19 protein-coding genes and 1 pseudogene are annotated in these 21,824 nt (G+C 63.6%); 5 read left to right on the forward strand and 15 right to left on the reverse strand.

All coding sequences use genetic code 11. The annotated features are described in order from the left end of the window. Window positions 1-153: 153 nt before the first annotated feature. The 6 genes from AC1DZ8_RS24300 to cysG form a co-directional block, all read right to left on the reverse strand. A complete protein-coding gene (locus AC1DZ8_RS24300; protein ID WP_477305168.1) occupies window positions 154-1,761 on the reverse strand; it encodes a GMC family oxidoreductase in 1,608 nt (535 codons plus the stop codon). 96 nt (window positions 1,762-1,857) lie between these two features. Next, entirely contained in the window at window positions 1,858-2,391 is a 534-nt protein-coding gene (locus AC1DZ8_RS24305; RefSeq protein ID WP_477305166.1) for a DUF934 domain-containing protein, read from the reverse strand. Between the two features lie 170 nt (window positions 2,392-2,561). Next, window positions 2,562-3,326, reverse strand: a complete 765-nt coding sequence (locus AC1DZ8_RS24310) for a phosphoadenylyl-sulfate reductase (protein ID WP_477305164.1) — start codon at window positions 3,324-3,326, stop codon at window positions 2,562-2,564. After that, window positions 3,301-4,971 (reverse strand): nitrite/sulfite reductase, encoded by a 1,671-nt coding sequence (locus tag AC1DZ8_RS24315; RefSeq protein ID WP_477305162.1) that lies wholly within the window; start codon window positions 4,969-4,971, stop codon window positions 3,301-3,303. The genes AC1DZ8_RS24310 and AC1DZ8_RS24315 overlap by 26 nt, the downstream gene beginning before the upstream one ends. A 46-nt stretch (window positions 4,972-5,017) precedes the next feature. Then, the gene (locus AC1DZ8_RS24320; RefSeq protein WP_477305160.1) at window positions 5,018-5,311 is read right to left on the reverse strand and encodes a DUF2849 domain-containing protein; all 294 of its coding nucleotides are present in this window, start codon (window positions 5,309-5,311) and stop codon (window positions 5,018-5,020) included. After that, window positions 5,308-6,759, reverse strand: coding sequence for a siroheme synthase CysG (cysG, locus tag AC1DZ8_RS24325; protein WP_477305158.1), 1,452 nt, complete (start codon window positions 6,757-6,759; stop codon window positions 5,308-5,310). Before cysG ends, AC1DZ8_RS24320 begins: the two co-directional genes overlap by 4 nt. 418 nt (window positions 6,760-7,177) lie before the next feature. Here cysG and AC1DZ8_RS24330 point away from each other — a divergent pair, with 418 nt between their 5' ends. Together AC1DZ8_RS24330 and ybaL are read left to right on the forward strand one after the other, a co-directional pair. Then, window positions 7,178-7,627, forward strand: coding sequence for a host attachment family protein (locus tag AC1DZ8_RS24330; RefSeq protein WP_352585682.1), 450 nt, complete (start codon window positions 7,178-7,180; stop codon window positions 7,625-7,627). 204 nt (window positions 7,628-7,831) lie between these two features. Further along, a complete protein-coding gene (gene ybaL / locus AC1DZ8_RS24335) occupies window positions 7,832-9,631 on the forward strand; it encodes a YbaL family putative K(+) efflux transporter (protein ID WP_477305156.1) in 1,800 nt (599 codons plus the stop codon). 1 nt (window position 9,632) lies between these two features. Here the strand turns inward: ybaL and AC1DZ8_RS24340 are convergent, their stop codons facing one another. Next, entirely contained in the window at window positions 9,633-10,466 is an 834-nt protein-coding gene (locus AC1DZ8_RS24340; RefSeq protein WP_477305154.1) for an AraC family transcriptional regulator, read from the reverse strand. Window positions 10,467-10,566: 100 nt separating this feature from the next. Between AC1DZ8_RS24340 and AC1DZ8_RS24345 the strand changes: the two genes are divergently transcribed. After that, window positions 10,567-11,487, forward strand: a complete 921-nt coding sequence (locus AC1DZ8_RS24345) for a zinc-binding dehydrogenase (protein WP_477305152.1) — start codon at window positions 10,567-10,569, stop codon at window positions 11,485-11,487. 15 nt (window positions 11,488-11,502) lie between these two features. On the opposite strand, the gene AC1DZ8_RS24350 is transcribed toward AC1DZ8_RS24345, so the two are convergent. From AC1DZ8_RS24350 to AC1DZ8_RS24385, 8 genes are all read right to left on the reverse strand, one after another. Beyond that, window positions 11,503-12,255 carry an SDR family NAD(P)-dependent oxidoreductase gene (locus AC1DZ8_RS24350; RefSeq protein WP_477305150.1) on the reverse strand — a complete coding sequence of 251 codons (753 nt, stop codon included), beginning with the start codon at window positions 12,253-12,255 and terminating at the stop codon, window positions 11,503-11,505. Window positions 12,256-12,344: 89 nt separating this feature from the next. Then, window positions 12,345-12,683 carry a hypothetical protein gene (locus tag AC1DZ8_RS24355; protein ID WP_477305148.1) on the reverse strand — a complete coding sequence of 113 codons (339 nt, stop codon included), beginning with the start codon at window positions 12,681-12,683 and terminating at the stop codon, window positions 12,345-12,347. Continuing rightward, complete coding sequence (locus tag AC1DZ8_RS24360) at window positions 12,683-14,968, reverse strand: transglycosylase domain-containing protein (RefSeq protein WP_477305146.1); 2,286 nt, start codon at window positions 14,966-14,968, stop codon at window positions 12,683-12,685. Before AC1DZ8_RS24360 ends, AC1DZ8_RS24355 begins: the two co-directional genes overlap by 1 nt. Window positions 14,969-15,196: 228 nt before the next feature. After that, window positions 15,197-15,343 (reverse strand): hypothetical protein, encoded by a 147-nt coding sequence (locus AC1DZ8_RS24365; RefSeq protein ID WP_477287638.1) that lies wholly within the window; start codon window positions 15,341-15,343, stop codon window positions 15,197-15,199. 34 nt (window positions 15,344-15,377) lie between these two features. Beyond that, window positions 15,378-15,632 (reverse strand): GlsB/YeaQ/YmgE family stress response membrane protein, encoded by a 255-nt coding sequence (locus tag AC1DZ8_RS24370; protein WP_477305144.1) that lies wholly within the window; start codon window positions 15,630-15,632, stop codon window positions 15,378-15,380. A gap of 107 nt (window positions 15,633-15,739) precedes the next feature. Continuing rightward, a complete protein-coding gene (locus AC1DZ8_RS24375; protein WP_477305142.1) occupies window positions 15,740-15,946 on the reverse strand; it encodes a hypothetical protein in 207 nt (68 codons plus the stop codon). Between the two features lie 91 nt (window positions 15,947-16,037). Beyond that, the gene (locus AC1DZ8_RS24380) at window positions 16,038-16,658 is read right to left on the reverse strand and encodes a ribonuclease D (protein ID WP_477305140.1); all 621 of its coding nucleotides are present in this window, start codon (window positions 16,656-16,658) and stop codon (window positions 16,038-16,040) included. A gap of 78 nt (window positions 16,659-16,736) precedes the next feature. After that, window positions 16,737-18,122, reverse strand: coding sequence for a M20/M25/M40 family metallo-hydrolase (locus AC1DZ8_RS24385; RefSeq protein WP_477305138.1), 1,386 nt, complete (start codon window positions 18,120-18,122; stop codon window positions 16,737-16,739). 444 nt (window positions 18,123-18,566) lie between these two features. Here AC1DZ8_RS24385 and polA point away from each other — a divergent pair, with 444 nt between their 5' ends. Both polA and AC1DZ8_RS24395 read left to right on the forward strand, forming a co-directional pair. Further along, entirely contained in the window at window positions 18,567-21,500 is a 2,934-nt protein-coding gene (gene polA / locus AC1DZ8_RS24390; RefSeq protein ID WP_477305136.1) for a DNA polymerase I, read from the forward strand. Window positions 21,501-21,638: 138 nt separating this feature from the next. Continuing rightward, window positions 21,639-21,824, forward strand: a pseudogene (locus tag AC1DZ8_RS24395) (IS5/IS1182 family transposase); the annotation flags it as partial.

The raw sequence follows: 21,824 nt of genomic DNA on the forward strand, positions 1-21,824 counted from the left end.
ATAATGACCCTATCCTAAGGGCAGGCTCGTGACAGGGAAAGCCCAAATCGCACAATTGGTCTGACCAGATTGAGTTTTCTGGAGGTGAGTTGGGCGACCCATCAACGCATCCAGCGGGAAACGGCAACGTTGGTCCGACCACCAAGCGGGAAATCAGGCAGCGGCCCTGATCATGTCAGCCGCCTTTTCGGCAATCATGATGGTCGGCGCATTGGTATTGCCGCCGATCAAGGTCGGCATCACCGAGGCATCGACGACACGCAGTCCCTGCAGCCCGCGCACCTTGAGCTCAGGATCGACGACGGCCATGGCATCGACACCCATCTTGCAAGTGCCGACCGGGTGATAGATCGTGTCGGCGCGGGCGCGGATGTGCGCCATCAACTCGGCATCAGCGGAAACGCCGGCGGTATAGATCTCCTTGTCGCGGTATTTCGCCAGTGCCGGCGCCTCCAATATGCCGCGCATCATCCTGACACCCTTGAGCAGCAGGGCACCGTCCCGTTCGTCGGATAAAAAGCGCGGATCGATGCGCGGCGGCGCCAGCGGGTCCGGGCTCGACAGCCCGACCTCGCCGCGCGAATGCGGTCTGAGCACGCAGACATGGCAGGAAAAGCCGTAGCCCAGATGCAGCTTGCGGCCATGATCGTCGACGATGGCGATGCAGAAATGCAGTTGCAGATCGGGCCTGTCGATCGCCGGATCGGATTTGAGGAAAGCACCGCCTTCCGCATAGGGCGTGGCGATCATGCCGATGCCGTTTCTGCGCCAGCGCAGCATATGCCTGAGCAGGGCGGGCAGACCGCGCAAACCGATGCCCATCAGATCCGTCTCGCGCGATTTCCAGGCCAGGATGAAATCGAGATGGTCCTGCAGGTTCTTGCCGACGCCGGGCAGTTCGTGGATGACTGGAATCCCGTGCATGGCAAGTTCGGCTGCCGGGCCGATGCCGGACAACAGCAGAAGCTGCGGCGAGCCGAAGGCGCCGCCGCAGACGATGACTTCGCGCCTGGCTTTCGCCACCGCTTCGCTGTTGCCCTTGCGATAGCGCACCCCGCTGGCGCGTTTGCCGTCGAGCACAATGCCGGTCGCATGCGCGCCGGTGATAACGGTCAGGTTCGGCCGGTTCATCGCCGGATGCAGATAGGCGGCGGCCGCCGAGCAGCGCTCGCCATTCCTGGCCCCGCCCCAGAACTGTGTGACCTGATAAAGCCCCGCCCCTTCCTGTTCCGGCCCGTTGAAATCGTCATTGCGGCGGATCTGGTTTTCGCCACAAGCCTCGACAAAGGCTTTTGAGATCGGCCGCGGCTCCTGCTGTTCGCCGACCCTGAGCGGCCCGTCGCCGCCATGCAGCGCGTCCGCGCCGCGTTGATTGCCTTCGGCACGCCTGAAATAGGGCAGCACCTCGTCCCACGACCAGCCCTGGCAGCCAAGGTCGGCCCATTCGTCGTAATCGCCGCGGTGCCCTCGCGTGTAAAGCATGGCGTTGATGGCGCTGGAGCCGCCAAGCGCCTTGCCGCGCGGCTGGTAGCCGTTGCGGCCGCCGAGCCCTTGCTGCGGCACCGTCTGCAATCCCCAATTGTTGATCTTCGGCCGGCCCGGCAGCAAAGCGATGATGCCTGCCGGCGCACGGATGAGCAGGTTCCTGCCCTCGCCACCGGCTTCGATCAGGCAGACGGTTTTCGACGCGTCTTCCGAAAGCCGTGCGGCAAGCGTGCAGCCGGCGGAGCCGCCGCCGGCGATGACATAGTCGAAATCCATGGCTTCCTCCCTGGCGTCCCGCGGATGTTTCCGTCGTGACAGCCAAGAGAAGGCTTGATTTCAGCCGATGTAAAGGCGGGTGGAATTGCCGCTGCGTCAGTTGTCCCGCAGCCGCCGCCAGGAGTATTTCGGCCCCTTCGGCTCAGACGCTTCGGTCGGCTGATAATACAGCCCCAGCCCGCCGACGCGGCCCTCTTCGAGCCGCTTCAGCAGCACTGGATTGGAAATCTCGAATTCGTCGAAGCCGAGCCGCAGCATATGCGGCAACTGGTCGACAAGAACCTGCCCGGTGGCACGGACCGCGCCCTCGAAATGGTAGCGGCTGCGCAGCAGCTCGCCCTTGGAAAACGAGCGGCCATCGTTGAAGGCCGGAAAGGCCAGCGCCACCAGCGACAGCTGGTCGAGCAGATCGGCGATCTTTTCCAGCTGGTCGCCGGGCTGCAACGCAACGCCAAGGCGCTCCTTGGCCGAGCGGCGCACCTCTGGATCGAGGCCGAGAAACGCCTGCAGCGGCAGGATGAAGCGGCCATTGCTCGAAAGCGCCTCGGCGCTTTCGGCATGCGCCCACTCATCCTCGCGAAAACCCGTCGGGGTCCAGAGCCGGGTCTCCGGTGTCGTCGGTTCAGTCATCAAAAATTCCTAAAATTCAAACAAGCTGAGGATGTGTTGAGATTCAGGTCAGGCCGAGTCGAAAATGGCTGATACCGAGAACCGGAGCGGAGCGTACTTGAAGTACGTGAGCACGGGAAGCGCAGGACGCCGCCATTTGCAGACCGGCCTCACCTGAATATCGGCATATCCTAAAGGGATGCGTCAGTCAGCGACTTCTCCAACCCGGAGAGGTGAATGCCGCACTCTGTCTTGGCATGACCGGCCCAGCGGCCGCTGCGCGCATCCTCGCCCGGCTGCACCGGCTGCGTGCACGGGAAGCAGCCGATCGACAGATAGCCGTAGGCAACCAGCGGGTTCTCGCGCAACGCATGCGCCCGCATGTAGTCGGCCTGGTCGGATGTCGTCCAGTGCGCCAGCGGGTTGATGCGCACGCGCGGGCCGACCGCCTCGAACACCGGCAGTGCAGCCCGCGTCGAGGCCTGGAAGCGCTTGCGCCCGGTGAACCAGGCGCGGAAGGGCGCTACGCCGCGCGCCAGCGGCTCGACCTTGCGCACGTCGCAGCAGGCGTCGGTGTTGGTCTGGTGCAGATCGCCAGTCGGATCGATCCGTTCGAGCGCCGCTTCCTCTGGCTTGATCACCCTGATGTTGGTCAGCCCGAAATCGGCGGCGAGCGCATCGCGATAGCCGAGCGTCTCCTCAAAATGCTTGCCGGTGTCGAGGAAGATCACCGGCAGCGTGCGGTCGACCTCGGCGATCATGTGCAGCAGCACCGCCGAATCCGCGCCGAAGGACGACACTGCCGCGATTTCATCGTGAAACAGCTCGCGGGCCGCGCGTTCGATGATCTCAAGCGGCTTCAGATGTCCGTACAGCGCATCGAAGCCCGCCGCTTTCGCGGCGATGCTGTCATCGACGTCGACGATACGGTCAAGCGGCCTTGGTTTCGCCAGCATAGAGCGCCTCCTTGAACGGCGCGGGACCGACACGGCGGTAGGCGTCGATGAATCTTTCACTGGGACTGAGCCGAAGGCCGAGATAGGTGTCGACGATCTGCTCGATGGCATCGGTGATCTCTTCCGAGGAGAAGCCGCGGCCGATGATCTCGCCGACCGAGGTATTCTCGTCGGCCGAGCCGCCAAGCGTCACCTGGTAGAGCTCGGAGCCTTTCTTCTCGACGCCGAGAATGCCGATATGGCCGACATGGTGGTGGCCGCAGGCATTGATGCAGCCGGAGATCTTCAGCTTCAGTTCGCCGATCTCGCGCTGCCGCTCGAGCGAGGCGAAGCGAAGCGAAATCTCCTGGGCGATCGGGATCGAGCGCGCCGTCGCCAGCGCGCAATAGTCGAGGCCGGGGCAGGAAATGATGTCGCTGATCAGGTTGGAATTGGCCGTCGCCAGGCCGATATCGACCAGCGCGTCATAGACCGCCTTCAGATCGGCGCGCGCCACATGCGGCAGGATGAGGTTCTGCTCATGGCTGACGCGCAGCTCGTCGAAAGCGAATTTTTCGGCGATGTCCGCGACCGCTTCCATCTGGCTGTCGGTGGCGTCACCCGGCACTTCGCCAATGCCCTTGAGCGAAATCGTCACCGCCGCATAGTCGGGATGGCGATGCGTCACGACATTCTGGTCGAGCCAGTCCGAGAAGCTTTTGGAATCAAGCCGCGCCAGTTTGATAGCGGCGTCGCCTTCCGGCCGATCGGCTAGTGCCGGCGGCGCAAAATAGGCGTCGATGGCACGGATGTCGGCATCCGGCAGCTTCAGCTCGGCGTCCTTCAGTTCCTGCCATTCGGCCTCGACCTGGCGGGTGATTTCCTCGACGCCGGTCTCGTGCACCAGGATCTTGATGCGCGCCTTGTACTTGTTGTCGCGGCGGCCATAGAGGTTGTAAACGCGCAGGATCGCCGTGCAGTAGGACAGAAGGTCTGCTTCCGGCAGGAAATCGCGGATTTTCTTGGCCACCATCGGCGTGCGGCCCTGGCCACCGCCGACATAGACGGCAAAGCCGAGCTCGCCGGCAGCGTTCTTCTTCAGATGCAGGCCGATGTCATGCGTCTGGATGGCGGCGCGGTCGCGCTCGGCCCCGGTCACCGCGATCTTGAACTTGCGCGGCAGGAACGAGAATTCGGGATGCACTGACGACCACTGCCGCAGGATCTCGGCATAGGGGCGCGGATCGGCAACTTCGTCGGCGGCGGCGCCGGCAAAATGGTCGGCGGTGACGTTGCGGATGCAATTGCCGCTGGTCTGGATTGCGTGCATTTCCACACTGGCGAGATCGGCCAGGATCGCCGGAATGTCGGACAGCGCCGGCCAGTTGAACTGAATGTTCTGGCGCGTGGTGAAGTGGCCGTAACCCTTGTCGTATTTGCGCGCGATGTGGCCGAGCATCCGCAGCTGCTTGCCGTTCAGCGTGCCGTAGGGCACCGCAATGCGCAGCATGTAGGCGTGCAGTTGCAGATAGACGCCGTTCATCAGCCTGAGCGGCCGGAACTGGTCCTCGGTGATTTTGCCGGACAGCCGGCGCTCGACCTGGTCGCTGAACTCGGCGACACGGGCATGGACAAAATCGTGATCGAACTCATCGTAACGGTACATGCTTCGTCTTTCAGGGCGCGTCCGCCCGTTTCACTCAAAATCCCGGCTATGCCGCCCGCTCGGCCTGCTTGCCCAGATCGTTGCGGATGGTCGGGCCAGCAGCGCGGATCTTTTCGCGCAACCGCACCGGCTCGACGACGCCATTGACGACCTCAGCGTCGATCAGGTTGACGTCGACCACTTCATTGTCGGCATAGGCCTTGGCGCCGATCGCTTCCAGCCGATCCTCGGCCGCCTTGTCATGGGCGAGATCGGCGTGGTCCACCGTTTCGGCCCAGCCGCCATCGGCATACCAGACGGCGATGCCGTCGGTGAGACGGTTGCCGGTCAGTATCTTCATTGTTCGACCTCTGCGGCAGCCGCGTTGGCAGCGCCCTCATGACTATGTGCCGCGAGCGGCTCGGAACGTTCAAAATTGGCGCCCGCAACCGCGTCGCCGATGATGGTCATCACCGGACCGGTCAGATCGGCGCGCGCTTCCAGCGACGGCAGGTCGGCCAGCGTGCCGTGGAAACGGCGGCGGTTCTGCAGGCTGGCATTCTCGACCACGGCGACCGCCGTATCCGGCGACAGGCCGGCCTCGATCAGCCGCCCCGCAACCTCGGCCGCGACCGAGCGGCCCATATAGACGGCGACGGTGGCGCCGGAAATGGCAAGCTTGGCCCAATCCGGCAGCGAATTGCCCTTGAGATCATGGCCGGTGGTGAACACCATCGACGACGACACGCCGCGCAACGTCAGCGGCAGTTCGAAATCGGCGGCGGCGGCGAAGGCCGCGGTGACGCCCGGAACCACATCATAGGCGATGCCGGCATCACGCAATGCCGCCATTTCCTCGCCGGCGCGGCCGAACACCAGCGGATCGCCCGACTTCAGACGCACGACGCGCTTGCCGTCGCGGCCGAGTTCAACCAGCAGCGCATTGATTTCTTCCTGGCTCTTGGAGTGGCAGCCCTTGCGCTTTCCCACCGGCAGGCGCTCGGCGTCGCGGCGGCCCATGGCGACGATCGCCTCCGGCACCAGCGCGTCATAAACGATGACGTCGGCTTCCATCAGCAGGCGATGAGCGCGCAACGTCAAAAGATCCTCGGCGCCGGGACCGGCGCCAACCAGGGCGACATGGCCCGAAACCGGAGCTTTCGACAGCAACAGATCGACGGCGGCATCATGCGCCTGCGAAAGCTCGCCGGCCTCGACGGCACGGGCCGGCGCGCCCTGGAAAAAACTCCCCCAGAACTGGCGGCGGGCATTGCCTTTCGGCAGCAGCTTTTCGGCTGCACCGCGAAACGAGGCGGCAAGCGTTGCCAGCGGCCCGAGCGACGGCGCGAGCATCCGGTCGATGCGGCTGCGCAGCATCTGCGCCAGCACGGGCCCGGCACCCTCGGTGCCGATGGCGATGGCGACCGGTGCACGATTGACCAGCGCCGGGGTGAAGAAATCACAGAGCTCCGGCCGGTCGACGGCATTGACCGGAATGCTCAAGGCGCGCGCATCCTCGGCCACGCGGCGGTCGAGCGCCTCGTCGCCGCTGGCGGCAAGCACCATGACCGCACCTTCGAGATGCGCGGCATCGTATGGAGCGTCAATGTGGGTGGCGCCGGTCGCGGCGATGAAGCTCAGCAATTCGGCGTCGGCAGCATCGGTGACGATGCGCAGCGCAGCGCTCGACTGATCGAGCAGCCGCGCCTTGGCCAAAGCCTCGTCGCCGCCGCCGACGATGGCCACGGCTTCGCCCTCGACCCGCATGAACACCGGGAATGCGTTGAGCTTGGGATTGGCCTGCGACATGACGAACAGATTCCGGAATAGTTTGGCAGTTTTACGCGCGAGCGTGAAAAAGCTGAAGGAACCCACTCGCGCATCGCCTGACGGGAGGCAATCGCTTTTCCGCAACCCGGAAGGCCAAGAGAAAAATATTCCACATCCGCATACCAGGCGGATTCAAGCTGCTGCCGCAGGCCTTGTTCTGCGGCTCTTTTATCCAGGAGTGACCCGAGCCGCAAAATTGTTTTTTCTAAATTCTACCAATTTAGTAGATTAAAGCCGTCGGAGGCGCTTCGCTCTGCCAAGTCCGTTGAATCGTCGCGGAGCGGGGGCCGCTGCCGGCTCCGGCAAAACAGTGGAACGTTCCGGCTCCACCACGCGTTCTGACCTTGCCGAAGCTGACAATCGTTGGCTGGATGAAACCTTCAAGCAGGAGCGCGCAATGAACAAAATCAACCTGAAACATGGCCTTCTGGTCATGGTGGCCGATGGCGAGAAAGCGCTGTTCCTGAAGAACGAAGGCGACAATCTCTATCCGAACCTGCAGCTCTTCCAGGAGATGAAGCAGGACAATCCGGCAACGCGCGAGCAAGGCAGCGATAGCCCCGGCCGCTACAATGACGGCGCATCCGGCAACCGCAGCACGGGCGAGGATACCGACTGGCACCGGCAGGGCAAGGAACGCTTCGCCGAGGAGATCGCCGACCGGCTCTACAAGTTCGCCCATAACGGCATCTTCGACAACATCGTGCTGATTGCGCCACCCCTGGTGCTCGGCACGATGCGCAAGAAATTGCACAAGGAAGTCACCGACAAGGTACAGGCCGAAATCCCAAAGACACTGACCAATCACGCCGTGATCGACATCGAGGCCATGCTGCAGGCGGCCTGAACTCCAACCGGATGACTATCCGGCTTCAGCTATGCGGCGCGCGCAAGAGTTTTGCTGCGCGCGCCTTTCGTTTTTCGGCATGTATGGCCACCAATTTCCGCCTTGCGGGTTGCATCGCCGGCACCCCCTCCAGCATATTGCAAAGGCGGCGGCTTCGGGCGACGCACCCCGACATCCCTGTTTTTGAAAGGCGCTCCATAGACAATGCCGCATGACACGCCCCTTATCGCCACCATCGTCGCCGGTCTGGGGCTGGCATTCATCTTCGGAGCACTTGCCAACCGTTTTCGCATTCCGCCGCTGGTCGGCTACCTCGTCGCCGGCGTGCTGGTCGGGCCGAACACGCCTGGCTTTGTTGCCGATGCCAGCCTTGCCAATGAGCTGGCCGAAATCGGCGTCATCCTGCTCATGTTCGGCGTCGGCCTGCATTTCTCACTGAAGGATCTTCTCTCGGTCCGCGCCATCGCCGTGCCCGGCGCCATTGTCCAGATCGGCTTTGCCACCGCGCTCGGCGTCGGCCTGGCCTGGATGCTCGGCTGGTCGATGGGCGCCGGCCTGGTCTTCGGCCTGGCGCTTTCGGTGGCGTCCACCGTGGTCCTGCTGCGCGCGCTGCAGGAGCGGCGACTGATCGAGACCGAGCGCGGCCGCATCGCCGTCGGCTGGCTGATCGTCGAGGACCTGGCCATGGTGCTGGCCCTGGTGCTGCTGCCGGCGCTGGCCGGCGTGCTCGGCGGCCAGCCACAGATCGATGATCATGCGAGCCTGTTGTCGCTACCTGCCAGCTACGGCATCTGGGGCGTCGTCGGCCTTACCCTGGCCAAGGTTGTCGCTTTCGTCGTCGTCATGTTGGTGGTCGGTCGTCGGGTTATTCCGTGGATCCTGCACTATGTCGCCCATACCGGCTCGCGCGAGCTGTTCCGACTGGCGGTGCTGGCGATCGCGCTCGGCGTCGCCTTCGGCGCCGCCAAACTGTTCGGCGTCTCGCTGGCGCTCGGCGCCTTCTTCGCCGGCATGATCATGAGCGAATCCGAACTCAGCCACCGCGCGGCGGAAGAATCGCTGCCGCTACGCGACGCTTTCTCGGTGCTGTTCTTCGTCTCGGTCGGCATGCTGTTCGACCCGTTCAGCCTGATGAGCAATGGCTGGCCGATCCTGGCGACGCTGGCCATCATCGTCATCGGCAAGTCGCTGGCCGCCTTCGTCATCGTCATCGCCTTCCGCTATCCGCTGGCGACCGCCTTGATGATCTCGGCCAGCCTCGCCCAGATCGGCGAATTCTCCTTCATCCTGGCCGAACTCGGCGTCGGACTGAAACTGTTGCCCGAACAGGGCCGCGACCTGATCCTGGCCGGCGCCATCCTGTCGATTCTCGTCAATCCGTTGATGTTTTTGGCTCTCGACTGGATGAAGCCATGGCTGGACGCGCGTAGCGCCAAGGCAGCGCCACCGGAAGAGGCAAAACCGGTCGACCCGGCGACACAGCCGGGACAAGTTGCCTCGGTGGCCGCCGCGGCCAAAGAGGATGGCCCGCCACCGCACACGACGCTTTCCGATCACACCATCCTGATCGGCTACGGCCGCGTCGGCAGCCTGGTGGGTGCTGCGCTGAAAGCTGCATCGCTGCCCTTCCTGGTCATTGAGGACGCGGACAAGACGCTGGCGAGGCTGAGAGACGACGGCGTCGAAACCGTCTCCGGCAATGCCGCCAATGCCGGCGTATTTGCCGCCGCCAATCCGCAGGGCGCCAAACGATTGATCCTTGCCATCCCCAACGCCTTTGAGGCCGGGCAGATCGTGCTCCGGGCTCGCGCCGCCAATCCCGCCATCAACGTCATTGCGCGGGCCCATTCCGACGCCGAGGTCGAGCATCTCAAGGGGCTCGGCGCCGACACCGTTATTATGGGCGAGCGCGAAATCGCCCGCGGCATTGTCGAGGTGGTGATGGCCCCGACCTCTTCGCTGCCGGACGAACTGGCCAAGGACGTCAAACCACAGCCGATTTGAGCTACGCGTTCTTGTCCAATCCAGGTTGATCTGTGGCAAATGCGGAACCGCCATTCTGCGCGATATCGCTGAGATATTTTCCCGGCGGCTTGCCCAGCGCCTTCTTGAACATGGTGATGAAGGCGGTCACCGATTCATAGCCGAGATCGCCCGAGACCTGCTGTACGCTGGCGCCGGAGGCCAACTCGCGTATGGCGACGATCAGGTGCAATTGCTGGCGCCAGCGGCCGAAGCTCAAGCCGGTCTCCTTCACCACCAGACGGGCAAGACTGCTTTCTGAGAGCGCGAGGCGATTGGCCCACTCCGCCAGCGTGCTGCGGTCGGCTGGGTCCTCAGCCAACGCTTCGGCGATCCGCCGCAGGCGCGGCTCGGCGGAGATCGGCAGATGCAGCTGCTGGACCGGCATATCAGGCAGTTCGGCAAGCAGGACGCTTCCCAGGAAGGCGCACCTTGCATCGTCCGGCGCGCAGTCGGACAGCTCGATGATCAGCTCGCGCAGCATTGGCGAGATCGACAGCGTGCGGCAGCGGTCCGGCAGATCGGCGGCTCCGGGTTCGACATAGACGAAGAAAATCCGGGCATTGGCGGTGGCGATGTTGCTGTGTTCCATCCCGCCGGGAATCCACACCCCGCAATGCGGCGGCACCATCCATAGACCGCTCGGGACACGGCAAGTGACACCGCCGCCGAGCGCGAAGACGAGCTGGCCCTTGCGGTGCCAATGGACGCCCGCTTCCGCCTTGGTCTCGGGTATGTCGACCCGCACAGCAATGGCTGGCGTCAGCACATCATCGACATCGAAGTCGACCCAGGGGTAGCGAAGTGGCTGTTTCATGATTGACTGATTTTAGCGACTATTCGCCATGATAGCTAAATTCTTTGCTCGGGAGAGTCGATAGGGTCCGGGTCTACAAACCAGATTGAAGGTATGACCCATGCGCGCCCTCGTCATGTCCCCCGACAGCCCCAGCGGGCTGAGGCTCGCCGAGGTCGACCAACCCCGTCCGCTTGCGAACGAAGCGCTTGTCTCAGTCCATGCGACCTCGTTGAACCGCGGCGAATTGCGGCTGCTCACCATACGTCCGGAGGGCTGGATACCTGGTCAGGACGTCGTCGGCATTGTCGAAGAGGCAGCTGCCGATGGCTCCGGGCCAGCCGTGGGCGCCCGGGTTGTGGCATTGGTCGACGAGGCCGGCTGGGCCGAACATGTCGCCGTTTCAACCGACCGTGTCGCCGTCATCCCGGACAAGGTCAGCTTCGCTTCCGCCGCCACGCTTCCGGTTGCGGGCACGACTGCCCTGAGGGTCTTGCGCCACGGCGGCGACCTCGCGGGACAGCACGTCCTGATCACCGGCGCCAGTGGTGCGGTCGGCCGCTTCCAGATTCAGATCGCCCGCGAGCAAGGCGCGACGGTGACCGCCATCGCCGCCACCCGGCACGCCGAGGATCTCCGCGGCCTCGGAGCCCAGCAGGTTGTAGAGTCGATCGAGCTGGCTGAGGGGCCGTTCTCGCTGATCACCGAGTCGGTCGGCGGCCAAAGCCTCGCTCACGCCATCGAACGCGTCGCGCCGGGCGGCACCATCGTCATGTTCGGCTCAAGCAGCGGCGAACTGACGCCGATTGGCTTCAGGCAGTTCGTTCCCGGCCACGAGGGCGCGCGGCTTCAGACCTTCGCCTACTACACATCAGGTCCAGCCATTGGCGCCGATATCGCCTCACTGCTTGCTCTGGTCGCGGTTGGCCGGCTGGAAACCCGCGTGTCCCTGACCATGCCCTGGACAGACATCGGCCAGGCCCTGGACGCCCTGCGACAGCGCAGCTTCAGCGGCAAGGCTGTTCTCACCATGGCCGGATGAGCAGCTTGCCCGTGCTCAGACGTGCTGGCCACCATTGATGTGGATTTCCGAGCCCGTCACATAGGACGCCTGCTGCGAGCACAGGAAAAAGATGATGTCGGCGACTTCCGCCGTGGTGCCAAGGCGCCTGAGCGGGATCGTCTCGACGATCTTGTCGGTGCCCGGCGACAGGATCGCGGTGTCGATCTCGCCCGGCGCAATCGCATTGACGCGGATGCCATGCGGGCCGAAATCATGTGCCATCTCGCGCGTCAGCGAGCCAAGTGCTGCCTTCGAGGTCGCATAGGCGGTGCCGGCGAAAGGATGCACGCGGGTGCCGGCGATCGAGGTGACGTTGACGATCGAGCCTTTCGCTGCGGCAAGCTCCTTGAAGAGGCCACGCGCGAGCATGATCGGCGCGAAGAAATTGACCTGGAACACGTCGCGCCAGACATGCATCGGCGTGTCGATCGAGTTCATCCGGCTGTTGCCGTCCTTCAGCTTGGGCGAGATGCCGGCATTGTTGACCAGCGCGTGCAGCTGGCCGCCATGCGCTTCCAGCCGATGGCGGATCTCCGAGACCGCGATGCCGACATCCTCCTGGTCGGCGAGGTCGACCTTGATGTGGTCTTCCGGGCCGGCCGGCCACGGGCAGTCCTCGGCAAAGGCCTGACGCGAACAGGTGATGACCCGCCAGCCTTCACGCGAAAAGCGCTTGACCGTTGCGTGGCCGATGCCGCGGCTAGCGCCGGTCAGCACGATGGTTTTTCTGGTGTCGGTCTCAGCCATAGCGTGGTCTCCGGCGCGTGATCTAACCGAATATGGCTAAGATTGCGAGGGCCACCAAGAGGCCAGGGAGCCGGCCGCGCCCTAGCCTTTCAATAGCAGGTCGGACAAGCCACAAGCAGGCCGAGACTCAGAAGAAAGACCAAACCGGCCAGCGACCAAAGAACCCATAAGAACGTGCTACGAGAACGCCCTGCCAAGCGCGCAACGCCCCACGCCAGACCATAAGGCAAAAAAATCCCCATGATGAAGGAGCCGTATATCGCGCCGATTCTTTCCTGATCGAGGTACGCTGGATTGGGAAAGTAGAGATATGGCAGGTGCCGAATGGCAACGACAAGGACTGTCATCCCAAGCAGCAACAACGATTGCCACATGCCTAGTCGCTTGTAGTCTCTCACATCATCGGGCTGAACAGGCTCGCTCGCCATCAGCCGCCGCCCAAAATATCCAGGATCGACGTCTTGCGCTTCTTGGTTGGGCCGCCGACGCTGCCGGGCGGCACCGGATGCTTGATCGAGGCGGTGGTGCCGCCGTCACCGGGCATATCGAAACCATCGGCATCAACCGTTTCGGCCGGGCGGACAGCGCGCGCCGGAGGCGTAGGTGCCTGGGCGGTCGCGGGAGCCGCTGGGGCAGCCGCCGGAGCTGATTGGCCGACCGATGCCGACGGGACCGGCGCTACTTGATTGTTGCCGGCCGACGGTATCTCGTCGGGGACGATGGTATCAGGCGGCGTTGATTTCCACGTGCCGGGCAGCGGCCTCACCGGCACGCCTTCATGCGCGGCAACCATGAACTCGTGCCAGGCCTGCGCCGGCAGCGCGCCGCCGGTGACCTTCTTCATCGGCGTGCCGTCATCATTGCCGAACCACACGCCGGTGGTGAGATTGGCGGTGTAGCCGACGAACCAGGCGTCGCGCGAATTCTGGCTGGTGCCGGTCTTGCCGGCCGAGGGCCAGGCGAAGGCCGCCTTCTTCGCCGTACCGGTCTCGACCGTGCCGGTCATCATCGAGTTCATCATGCCGACAATGTCCTGCTTGACGACGCGCGGCGCGCTGCCGCCATTGTCGTCATAGAGCACCTTGCCTTCGGTCGTGGTGATGCGGCGGATGAAATGGATGTCGGGCTTGTAGCCGCCATTGGCGAACGGCACGTAAGCCGAGGTCAGCTCCAGCGGCGTGACTTCCGAGGTGCCAAGCGCGATCGAAGTGTTGGCCGTCAGCTCGGACTGGATGCCCATGCGGTGTGCCGCCTCGACCACCGAGTCGGGGCCAACCTCCATTGTCAGCTGTGCAGCGACCGAATTCAGCGACTTCGCCAAAGCGGTCGCCAGCGTCACCTTGCCAAAATACTTGCCGCCGTAATTGTCCGGCGTCCATTTGCCGATCTTGATCGGCGCGTCATTGCGCACGCTGTCGGGCGTGCGGCCGGCTTCGAGTGCCGCCATATAAACGAACGGCTTGAACGCCGAGCCCGGCTGGCGGCGCGCTTCCGAAGCGCGGTCGAACTGGCTGGTCGAATAGTCGTAGCCGCCGACCATGGCGCGCACCGCACCCGAATTGTCGATCGACACCAGCGCGCCCTGGCTGACATTGAGCTTCTTGCCGCTTTCGTCGATCAGCCGGCGGATCGACTGTTCGGCAAGCTTCTGCAGATTGAGGTCGACGGTGGTGTCGACGACGATGTCGCTCCGCACGTCGCCGATCAGGTCGGGCAGTTCTTCCATTATGGTGTCGGCGACATAGTTTTCCGAACCGGTCCAGTAAGACGGCGCGCGCGTCGCCGGCGCGCTCATGGCCGAGGTCAGTTCCTTGGCGCTGATCTTGCCTTCGTCACGCATGGCGGCCAGCACCAGCTGCGAGCGTTGCTCTGCTGCCTTCGGGTCGCGCGCCGGCGACAGCCGTGACGGCGCTTTCAGCAAGCCGGCGAGAAGGGCTGCCTCGGAAAGCGTGACATCGCGCGCGCTCTTGCCGAAATAGCGGCGCGAGGCCGCCTCGACGCCATAGGCGCCGGAGCCGAAATAGACCCGGTTGAGGTACATTTCGAGGATCTGGTCCTTGGTATGCTTGTGCTCCAGCCACAGTGCCAGCAGCACTTCCTGCACCTTGCGCTCCAGCGTGCGGTCGGGCTTCAGGAACAGGTTCTTGGCCAGCTGCTGGGTCAGCGTCGAACCGCCTTGCGAGAAGTGCCCGCCCAACACATTGGTCACCATGGCGCGCGACAGGCCGATCGGATCGATGCCGAAATGCGAATAGAAGCGGCGGTCCTCGATGGCGATGACGGCTTCGGGAATGTAGGGCGACATTTCGTGCAGGCCGACCGCCTCACCGCCGCTCATGCCCCTGTTGGCAAGCAGCTGGCCGTCGACCGAAACGATCTTGATGTTGGGGGCGCGGTCGGGGATCGACCAGGTGGTGGCCGCCGGCATCTTGGCGCCGTAGTAAACGACGATGCCGGCCACCGCGATGCCACCCCAGATGCAGAGCACGAAGCACCAGTAGAGCATCCGGGCCATCACGCCGAACAGGCCGCGCCGGGGTTTACCGCGCCTGCCGCGCGATGATTTTCCCTTGGCCGGTTTGCGTCCCGCGGAGGATTTGCGATTGCCCGGCACGACGCGATCCTCCTCGTTCACCGAAAACCCGTCCTGGGATTTCGCGGGGCGCGATCCCTCGAAGCTGGGTTCGATGCGACTGTCTCTGCGGTTCGCCATGCGTTGCGCTGTCTTCCCGGTGCCAATGGCGCTCGGGTTGAAGGGTAGATGCGGCGGTTTAAGGGCGCGTTAAAGCAGGGTTTATGCACCCTTTTGAAATTCCTTAAGAATTTCTAAAATCCGAGAACGCCGGCTACCAATGCCGCGCTGTTCACGACGCTTGAGCCGGGCGTCTGCCACCGTGCATCTGCGCAGCGGCAGGTAGCGAGCCCAGCCAGGCTGAAATGCTCAATTCTGCTGGATCGAAATACCCTTGTCGTCGATCTTCAGCTCGACGCCCTTGGGCTTTGTCTGTTCGTGATAGACATAGATGCCGAGCGCGATGACCGCGACCACGAGCGCGCCGATGATGAGATAAAGGGTATTCTGTTTCATGGCGCGCTCCCGTTGGTGCAAAAAACTTCGAGCGTCACGCTCGCTTCAGGACCTTGACCAGAACCAGCAGGATGACGGCGCCGATCGTGGCGTTGATGATGGCAGCCAGAATGCCACCGCCAATGGCAAAGCCCAGCCTTGGGAACAGCCAGCCGGCGATCAAAGCGCCGATGATGCCGACGATGATGTTGCCGAGCAGACCGAAGCCGAAGCCCGAGACGATGAGACCGGCGAGCCAGCCGGCGATGGCGCCGATGATCAGGAAGATGAGAAGGCTTTCAATGCCCATGGCGAGTCCCTCCAGGAAGAGAGGCGGCGACGGAGCGGAAGGCCCCGAATCGGCCTCGTTATCAACGACTTCAGGCTATGCTAAAGCGCGCGACGCTGCCAGCGGTGCTACTGGTCGTCGTCATCGTCGCTGGAGGCAGGCCGCCAGCTGGTCGGCTGGACCTTCTTCTGGGTATCGCTGTCGGTGTAGACCCACCAGGCGCCGTCGCGAAACTGCCCCACGGATTCGCTGACGACGCCGTCGCCGCCTTTCCAGAGCACCGTGACCTTGGACCCGTCCGTCGGGGCGGTTGCTATCGGCTTTCGGTCTGCCATGTGATCCCCTCTTCGCGCAGAACAAGCATCTGCAGCCGACAGAACGCCGCCGCCCGCATCCGGTTCCAGACCGGCCGAGATACCGGAACCGTCAGCTGTGGGCGAAGATGTCTTCCTCGCCCCAGCCCATCAGATCGAGTTTGGCGCGCGTCGGCAGGAAGCGGAAGCAGGCGTCGGCTTCCTTGCTCCGCCCGTCCCGCACTAGGCGTCCAGCCAGCACGTCGCGCAGCCGGTGCAGATAGAGCACGTCGGAGGCGGCATATTCGAGCTGTTCGGGCGACAAGGTCTCGGCCGCCCAGTCCGACGATTGCTGCACCTTCGACAGGCCGACGCCGAGCAGTTCGAAGCAGATGTCCTTCAAGCCGTGCCGGTCGGTGTAGGTGCGAGTGAGCCGCGAGGCGATCTTGGTGCAGAACACCGGCTCCGGCATGACGCCGAAGGCATTGTAGAGCACGGCGAGGTCGAAACGGCCGTAATGGAACAGTTTGGTGATGCCGCGGTTGCGCAGCAGGCTGACCAGGTTCGGCGCCTTCTTCTGGCCGGGCGCGATCTGGATCACGTCGGCCGACCCATCGCCCGGCGAGATCTGCACCACGCAGAGCCGGTCGCGATGCGGGTTCAGCCCCAGCGTCTCGGTGTCGATGGCCACCGCGTCGACATTGTAGTGGGACAGGTCAGGCAGGTCGTTTTTATGGAAGCGGATGTCGCTCATCTTTTTCTCCGGATCGCGGTTTACGGCCGTCCTCGCCGCGATCCGCTGAAAAATCAACCAGAAACTGGTTTTCCGCCCCTAGCGCGTCAGTGCATCGAGAATACGAGCCCAGGAGCGCTGGCCCTTGTGGAAGGAGGTCAGCTCGTATTTCTCGTTGGGCGAGTGGATGCGGTCGTCGTCGAGGCCGAACCCGACCATCAGCGATTCCATGCCGAGATAGGTCTGGAAATCACCGACCACAGGGATCGAGCCGCCACTGCCCGTCGTCACCGCTTGCTTGGACCATTCATCCGACAGCGCATCCTTGGCCTTGGCCAGGAACGGCGAGTCGTAGGACAGCTGGATCGCTGGCGAGCCGCCATGCGGGTGGAATTCGACCGAGCAGTCCGCTGGAATGCGCGCCTCGACGAATTTCCGGAAGGCGACGCGGATTTTCTCGGGGTCCTGCTTGTGGACGAGGCGAAAGGAAATCTTCGACGACGCTTCCGCGGCAATCACCGTCTTGAAGCCTTTGCCGGTATAGCCGCCGATTATGCCGTTGAACTCGGCTGTCGGCCGCGCCCAGGTCAGCTCCATCACCGAGCGGCCTTTTTCGCCGGATGGGATCGACAGTCCGATCGGCCCGAGGAAGGTCTCGGCGGTCTCGCCGAGACCTTCCCAGGATTTCAGGATCTGCGACGGCGTTTCCTCAACCCCGTTATAGAAGCCGGGAATGGTGATGTGGCCGTTCTCGTCATGAATGTCGGCGAGAATCTTCGCCAGGATGCGGATCGGATTGGCGGCGGCGCCGCCATAAAGCCCCGAATGCAGGTCGCGATCCGCGGCCTTCACGGTGATCTCCTCGCCGACCATGCCGCGCAGGCTGACGCAGATCGACGGTGTCTCGCGGTCCCACATGCCGGTATCGCAGACCAGCGCGAAATCGGCCTTCAGCTCTTCGGCATTGGCCTCGAGGAACGGTTTTAGCGACGGCGAGCCGGATTCCTCCTCGCCCTCGAACAGGATGGTGATGCGGCAGGGCAGATTGCCGTGCACCTGCTTCCAGGCGCGGCAGGCCTCGACGAAGGTCATCAGCTGCCCCTTGTCGTCGGCCGAACCGCGACCGGTGATCACCTTGTGGCCGGGTCCGACCTCCTTGATCGCCGGCGCGAACGGGTCGTTTTCCCAAAGCTCGATCGGGTCGACCGGCTGCACGTCGTAATGGCCATAAAACAGCACATGCGGCGAACCGGCCGGGCCATCGTGATGCGCCACCACCATCGGATATCCGGGCGTGTTGCGCACCGAGGCATCGAAACCGATCAGCTTGAGGTCGGCCACCAGCCATTCTGCGGCCTTGCGGCAGTCGGCGGCATAGTCGGAATCGGTGGAGATCGACTTGATGCGGAGCAGGCCGAACAGGCGCTCCAGGCTCTGGTCGAGATTTTTGTCGAGACGGTCGAGAACGGGGGAGATTGTGGACATGTCCGGCGGGCCTTTCTTTTCGGTGCCGGGACCGTAAAGGCAGCGCATCGAAACGAAAAGCCCGCGATCGTTAGACCACGGGCTGGAATTTGCTTGTTGAAAGGCAAAAAAAGAGCCGCCGTGGTGGAGGGGGAACCACGGCGGCCTTTACTCGAAACGTTGCGGCAGCCCGGAGAGGGGGGATAGGCTGCCGCAGTTGTCCGGGATAGGCGGGGGACGGGCCTTGCTCCGGACTCGGCGAAAACTGCCGATGACGTGTATTTGTGTCTTCGAACGTGGCGTTTCAAGGGCACGAAAATTACACTTTTGTAACATGGCTGTGAGCGGCCGAGCCTCCGCAACGAGGCATTCACAGGCAGGCTCTGTCAGGATGGCGCCGCAACACCTGTTGGAAGCCTGCCTTTGCCATGGACCGCGCCGCCCTGCCGCGCTATCCCTGCCGGCATGAAAAAAGGCGATCATCTCTTCCTTATCGACGGCTCCGGCTACATCTTTCGCGCCTACCACGCGCTGCCGCCGCTGACTCGCAAATCCGATGGCTTGCCGGTCGGCGCTGTCTCCGGCTTCTGCAACATGCTGTGGAAGCTGATGCAGGACGCCCGCAACACCGATGTAGGCACTGTGCCGACGCATTTCGCCGTCATTTTCGATTATTCGTCGAAAACCTTCCGTAACGAGCTCTACCCGGAATACAAGGCCAACCGCAACGCGCCGCCTGAAGACCTGATCCCGCAATTCGGCCTGATCCGCCAAGCGACCGTAGCCTTCAACCTGCCCTGCATCGAAATGGAAGGGTTTGAGGCCGACGATCTCATCGCCACCTATTGCAAGCTTGCCCACGAGGCCGGCGCCGATACCACCATCATCTCCTCCGACAAGGATCTGATGCAGCTGGTCGGCCCCTCGGTCGGCATGTACGACCCGATGAAGGACCGCCAGATCGGCATTCCCGAGGTGATCGAGAAATGGGGCGTGCCGCCGGAAAAGATGATCGACCTGCAGGCGCTGACCGGCGACTCCGTCGACAATGTGCCCGGCGTGCCCGGCATCGGGCCGAAGACGGCAGCGCAGCTTCTGGAACAGTTCGGCGACCTTGACGCGCTGCTGGCGCGTGCCGGCGAGATCAAGCAGGACAAAAGGCGCGAATCCATCATCGCCAATGCCGACAAGGCCCGCATATCGCGCCAGTTGGTGACGCTGAAGAACGACGTGCCGGTGACCGACGGGCTCGACGATTTCGTGCTGCATGCACCGGACGGGCCGAAGCTGATCGGCTTCCTGAAAACCATGGAATTCACCTCGCTGACCCGCCGCGTGGCTGAGGCGACCAGCACCGAAGCCGGCGATGTCCAGGCGGTCGCTGTGACAGTCGAGCGCGCCGACACCGCGCACGGCCCCGATGTCGGGTCTGGTGCACCGGCAGTTGCTCGCGGCGACGGAACCAACGAAGCAGCACAAGCTGAAGCCAAGGCCGGCGATACCCCTTCCCTGCTTTCAGCGCTTCGTCACGAAGCGGCGTCCGCCGCCAAAATCGACCCCAACGCCTATGTCGCGATCCGCGACACGGCAACGCTCAAGAACTGGCTGGCCCAGGCAAAGGAGACCGGCATCGTCGCCTTCGACACCGAGACGACGTCGTCGGACCCGATGCTGGCCGACCTCATCGGTTTCTCCCTGGCGGTTGGCCCCGGCCGCGCCGCCTATGTGCCGCTGGCGCACAAGAGCGGCGCCGGCGACCTGCTCGGCGGCGGCACGCTGGAGAATCAGATCCCCGTCCGCGAGGCGCTGGCGCTGCTGAAGCCGCTGCTTGAGGACAAATCGGTCCTCAAGATCGCCCAGGACGCCAAATACGACATCGTCGTCATGAGCCGCCACGGCATCGACATCGCGCCCTTCGACGACACCATGCTGATCTCCTACGTGCTCGATGCCGGCACCGGCCACCACACTTTGTCGTCTCTTGCCGACAAATGGCTTGGCCATGCGACCACCCCGCTCAAGGATCTCGCCGGTTCGGGAAGAAGCTCTGTCGGCTTCGAGCAGGTCGACATCGACAGGGCGACCGCCTACGCCGCGGGGCATGCCGACGTGGCGTTGCGGCTATGGCAGGTGCTGAAGCCGCGGCTGGCGGCCAAGGGGCTAGTCTCGGTCTATGAGCGGCTGGAGCGGCCGCTGGTGCCGGTGCTGGCCCGGATGGAACAACGCGGCATCTCGGTCGACCGTCAGATCCTGTCGCGTCTCTCCGGCGAACTGGCGCAAGGCGCGGCGCGGCTGGAAGAGGAAATCTACGGCCTTGTCGGCGAACGCATCAACATCGGTTCGCCAAAGCAGCTCGGCGACATCCTGTTCGGCCGCATGGGCCTGCCCGGCGGCTCCAAGACCAAGACCGGGCAGTGGTCGACCTCGGCGCAGCTTCTAGAGGATCTCGCTGCGGAGGGCCACGAACTGCCGCGCAAGATCGTCGATTGGCGCCAGCTGACCAAGCTGAAATCGACCTACACCGACGCCCTGCCCGGCTTCATCCATCCCGACACCAGGCGCGTGCACACCTCCTATGCGCTGGCGGCGACGACGACGGGCCGGCTGTCCTCCTCCGATCCCAATCTGCAGAACATCCCGGTGCGCACCGCTGAGGGACGCAAGATCCGGACCGCCTTTATCGCCGACAAGGGTCAGAAACTGGTCTCGGCCGACTACAGCCAGATCGAGTTGCGTGTGCTTGCCCATGTCGCCGAGATACCGCAGCTGACCCAGGCCTTCGCCGACGGCGTCGACATCCATGCCGTCACCGCCTCGGAAATGTTTTCCGTTCCGGTCGAAGGCATGCCTTCGGAAGTGCGCCGCCGCGCCAAGGCGATCAATTTCGGCATCATCTACGGCATTTCGGCCTTTGGGCTGGCCAACCAGCTGTCGATCCCGCGCGAGGAAGCCGGCGCCTACATCAAGAAGTATTTCGAGCGCTTCCCCGGCATTCGCGACTATATCGAGGCGACCAAGGCCTATGCGCGCGAACATGGCTTCGTCGAAACCATCTTCGGCCGCCGCATCCACTACCCGGAGATCAGGTCGTCAAACCCGTCGATCCGCGCGTTCAACGAGCGCGCCTCGATCAACGCCCGGCTGCAAGGCACCGCCGCCGACATCATCCGCCGCGCCATGGTGCACATGGACGAAGCGCTGGAGAAGGCCGGCCTGTCGGCTCGCATGCTCCTGCAGGTGCATGACGAACTGATCTTCGAGACGGTGGAAGCGGAAGTCGAAGCGACGATCCCCGTGGTGCGCCGCGTGATGGAAAACGCGCCGATGCCGGCCATCTCGATGTCGGTGCCGCTGCATGTCGATGCACGGGCGGCCAACAACTGGGATGAGGCGCATTAGGGCTTCTGGTGGCGACGATACCCGCATACGCCGCGATCCGTCACACCCCCCTCTGCCCTACCGGGCATCTCCCCCTCAAGGGGACTGTTGCAAAATTGGATGGATGTGATTCCCTGTTTTTGAAACGGGGATTTTGCGATGACGACGAAGCCGAGCGGTCAGTTCAGTTTTGTGGAGGCTTTGCTGCCACAGGGTCTTGGTCGGAGCGGTCGGCTGGACCGGCTGTCGTCGCTGGTGAAGTGGTATCGCTTCGAGAAGATTCTGGCGCGGCTGCGCTCGCCGGCGGGGCCAGGGCGGCCTGCGTACAATTCGCTGGTGATGTTC

The sequence above is a fragment of the Mesorhizobium sp. P2_F7 genome, assembly GCF_056403695.1.

Coding starts and splice junctions, on each gene's coding strand:
- AC1DZ8_RS24300 (WP_477305168.1), bottom strand. CDS start 1,761: ATGGATTTCGACTATGTCATCGCCGGCGGCGGCTCCGCCGGCTGCACG.
- AC1DZ8_RS24305 (WP_477305166.1), bottom strand. CDS start 2,391: ATGACTGAACCGACGACACCGGAGACCCGGCTCTGGACCCCGACGGGT.
- AC1DZ8_RS24310 (WP_477305164.1), bottom strand. CDS start 3,326: ATGCTGGCGAAACCAAGGCCGCTTGACCGTATCGTCGACGTCGATGAC.
- AC1DZ8_RS24315 (WP_477305162.1), bottom strand. CDS start 4,971: ATGTACCGTTACGATGAGTTCGATCACGATTTTGTCCATGCCCGTGTC.
- AC1DZ8_RS24320 (WP_477305160.1), bottom strand. CDS start 5,311: ATGAAGATACTGACCGGCAACCGTCTCACCGACGGCATCGCCGTCTGG.
- cysG (WP_477305158.1), bottom strand. CDS start 6,759: ATGTCGCAGGCCAATCCCAAGCTCAACGCATTCCCGGTGTTCATGCGG.
- AC1DZ8_RS24330 (WP_352585682.1), top strand. CDS start 7,178: ATGAACAAAATCAACCTGAAACATGGCCTTCTGGTCATGGTGGCCGAT.
- ybaL (WP_477305156.1), top strand. CDS start 7,832: ATGCCGCATGACACGCCCCTTATCGCCACCATCGTCGCCGGTCTGGGG.
- AC1DZ8_RS24340 (WP_477305154.1), bottom strand. CDS start 10,466: ATGAAACAGCCACTTCGCTACCCCTGGGTCGACTTCGATGTCGATGAT.
- AC1DZ8_RS24345 (WP_477305152.1), top strand. CDS start 10,567: ATGCGCGCCCTCGTCATGTCCCCCGACAGCCCCAGCGGGCTGAGGCTC.
- AC1DZ8_RS24350 (WP_477305150.1), bottom strand. CDS start 12,255: ATGGCTGAGACCGACACCAGAAAAACCATCGTGCTGACCGGCGCTAGC.
- AC1DZ8_RS24355 (WP_477305148.1), bottom strand. CDS start 12,683: ATGGCGAGCGAGCCTGTTCAGCCCGATGATGTGAGAGACTACAAGCGA.
- AC1DZ8_RS24360 (WP_477305146.1), bottom strand. CDS start 14,968: ATGGCGAACCGCAGAGACAGTCGCATCGAACCCAGCTTCGAGGGATCG.
- AC1DZ8_RS24365 (WP_477287638.1), bottom strand. CDS start 15,343: ATGAAACAGAATACCCTTTATCTCATCATCGGCGCGCTCGTGGTCGCG.
- AC1DZ8_RS24370 (WP_477305144.1), bottom strand. CDS start 15,632: ATGGGCATTGAAAGCCTTCTCATCTTCCTGATCATCGGCGCCATCGCC.
- AC1DZ8_RS24375 (WP_477305142.1), bottom strand. CDS start 15,946: ATGGCAGACCGAAAGCCGATAGCAACCGCCCCGACGGACGGGTCCAAG.
- AC1DZ8_RS24380 (WP_477305140.1), bottom strand. CDS start 16,658: ATGAGCGACATCCGCTTCCATAAAAACGACCTGCCTGACCTGTCCCAC.
- AC1DZ8_RS24385 (WP_477305138.1), bottom strand. CDS start 18,122: ATGTCCACAATCTCCCCCGTTCTCGACCGTCTCGACAAAAATCTCGAC.
- polA (WP_477305136.1), top strand. CDS start 18,567: ATGAAAAAAGGCGATCATCTCTTCCTTATCGACGGCTCCGGCTACATC.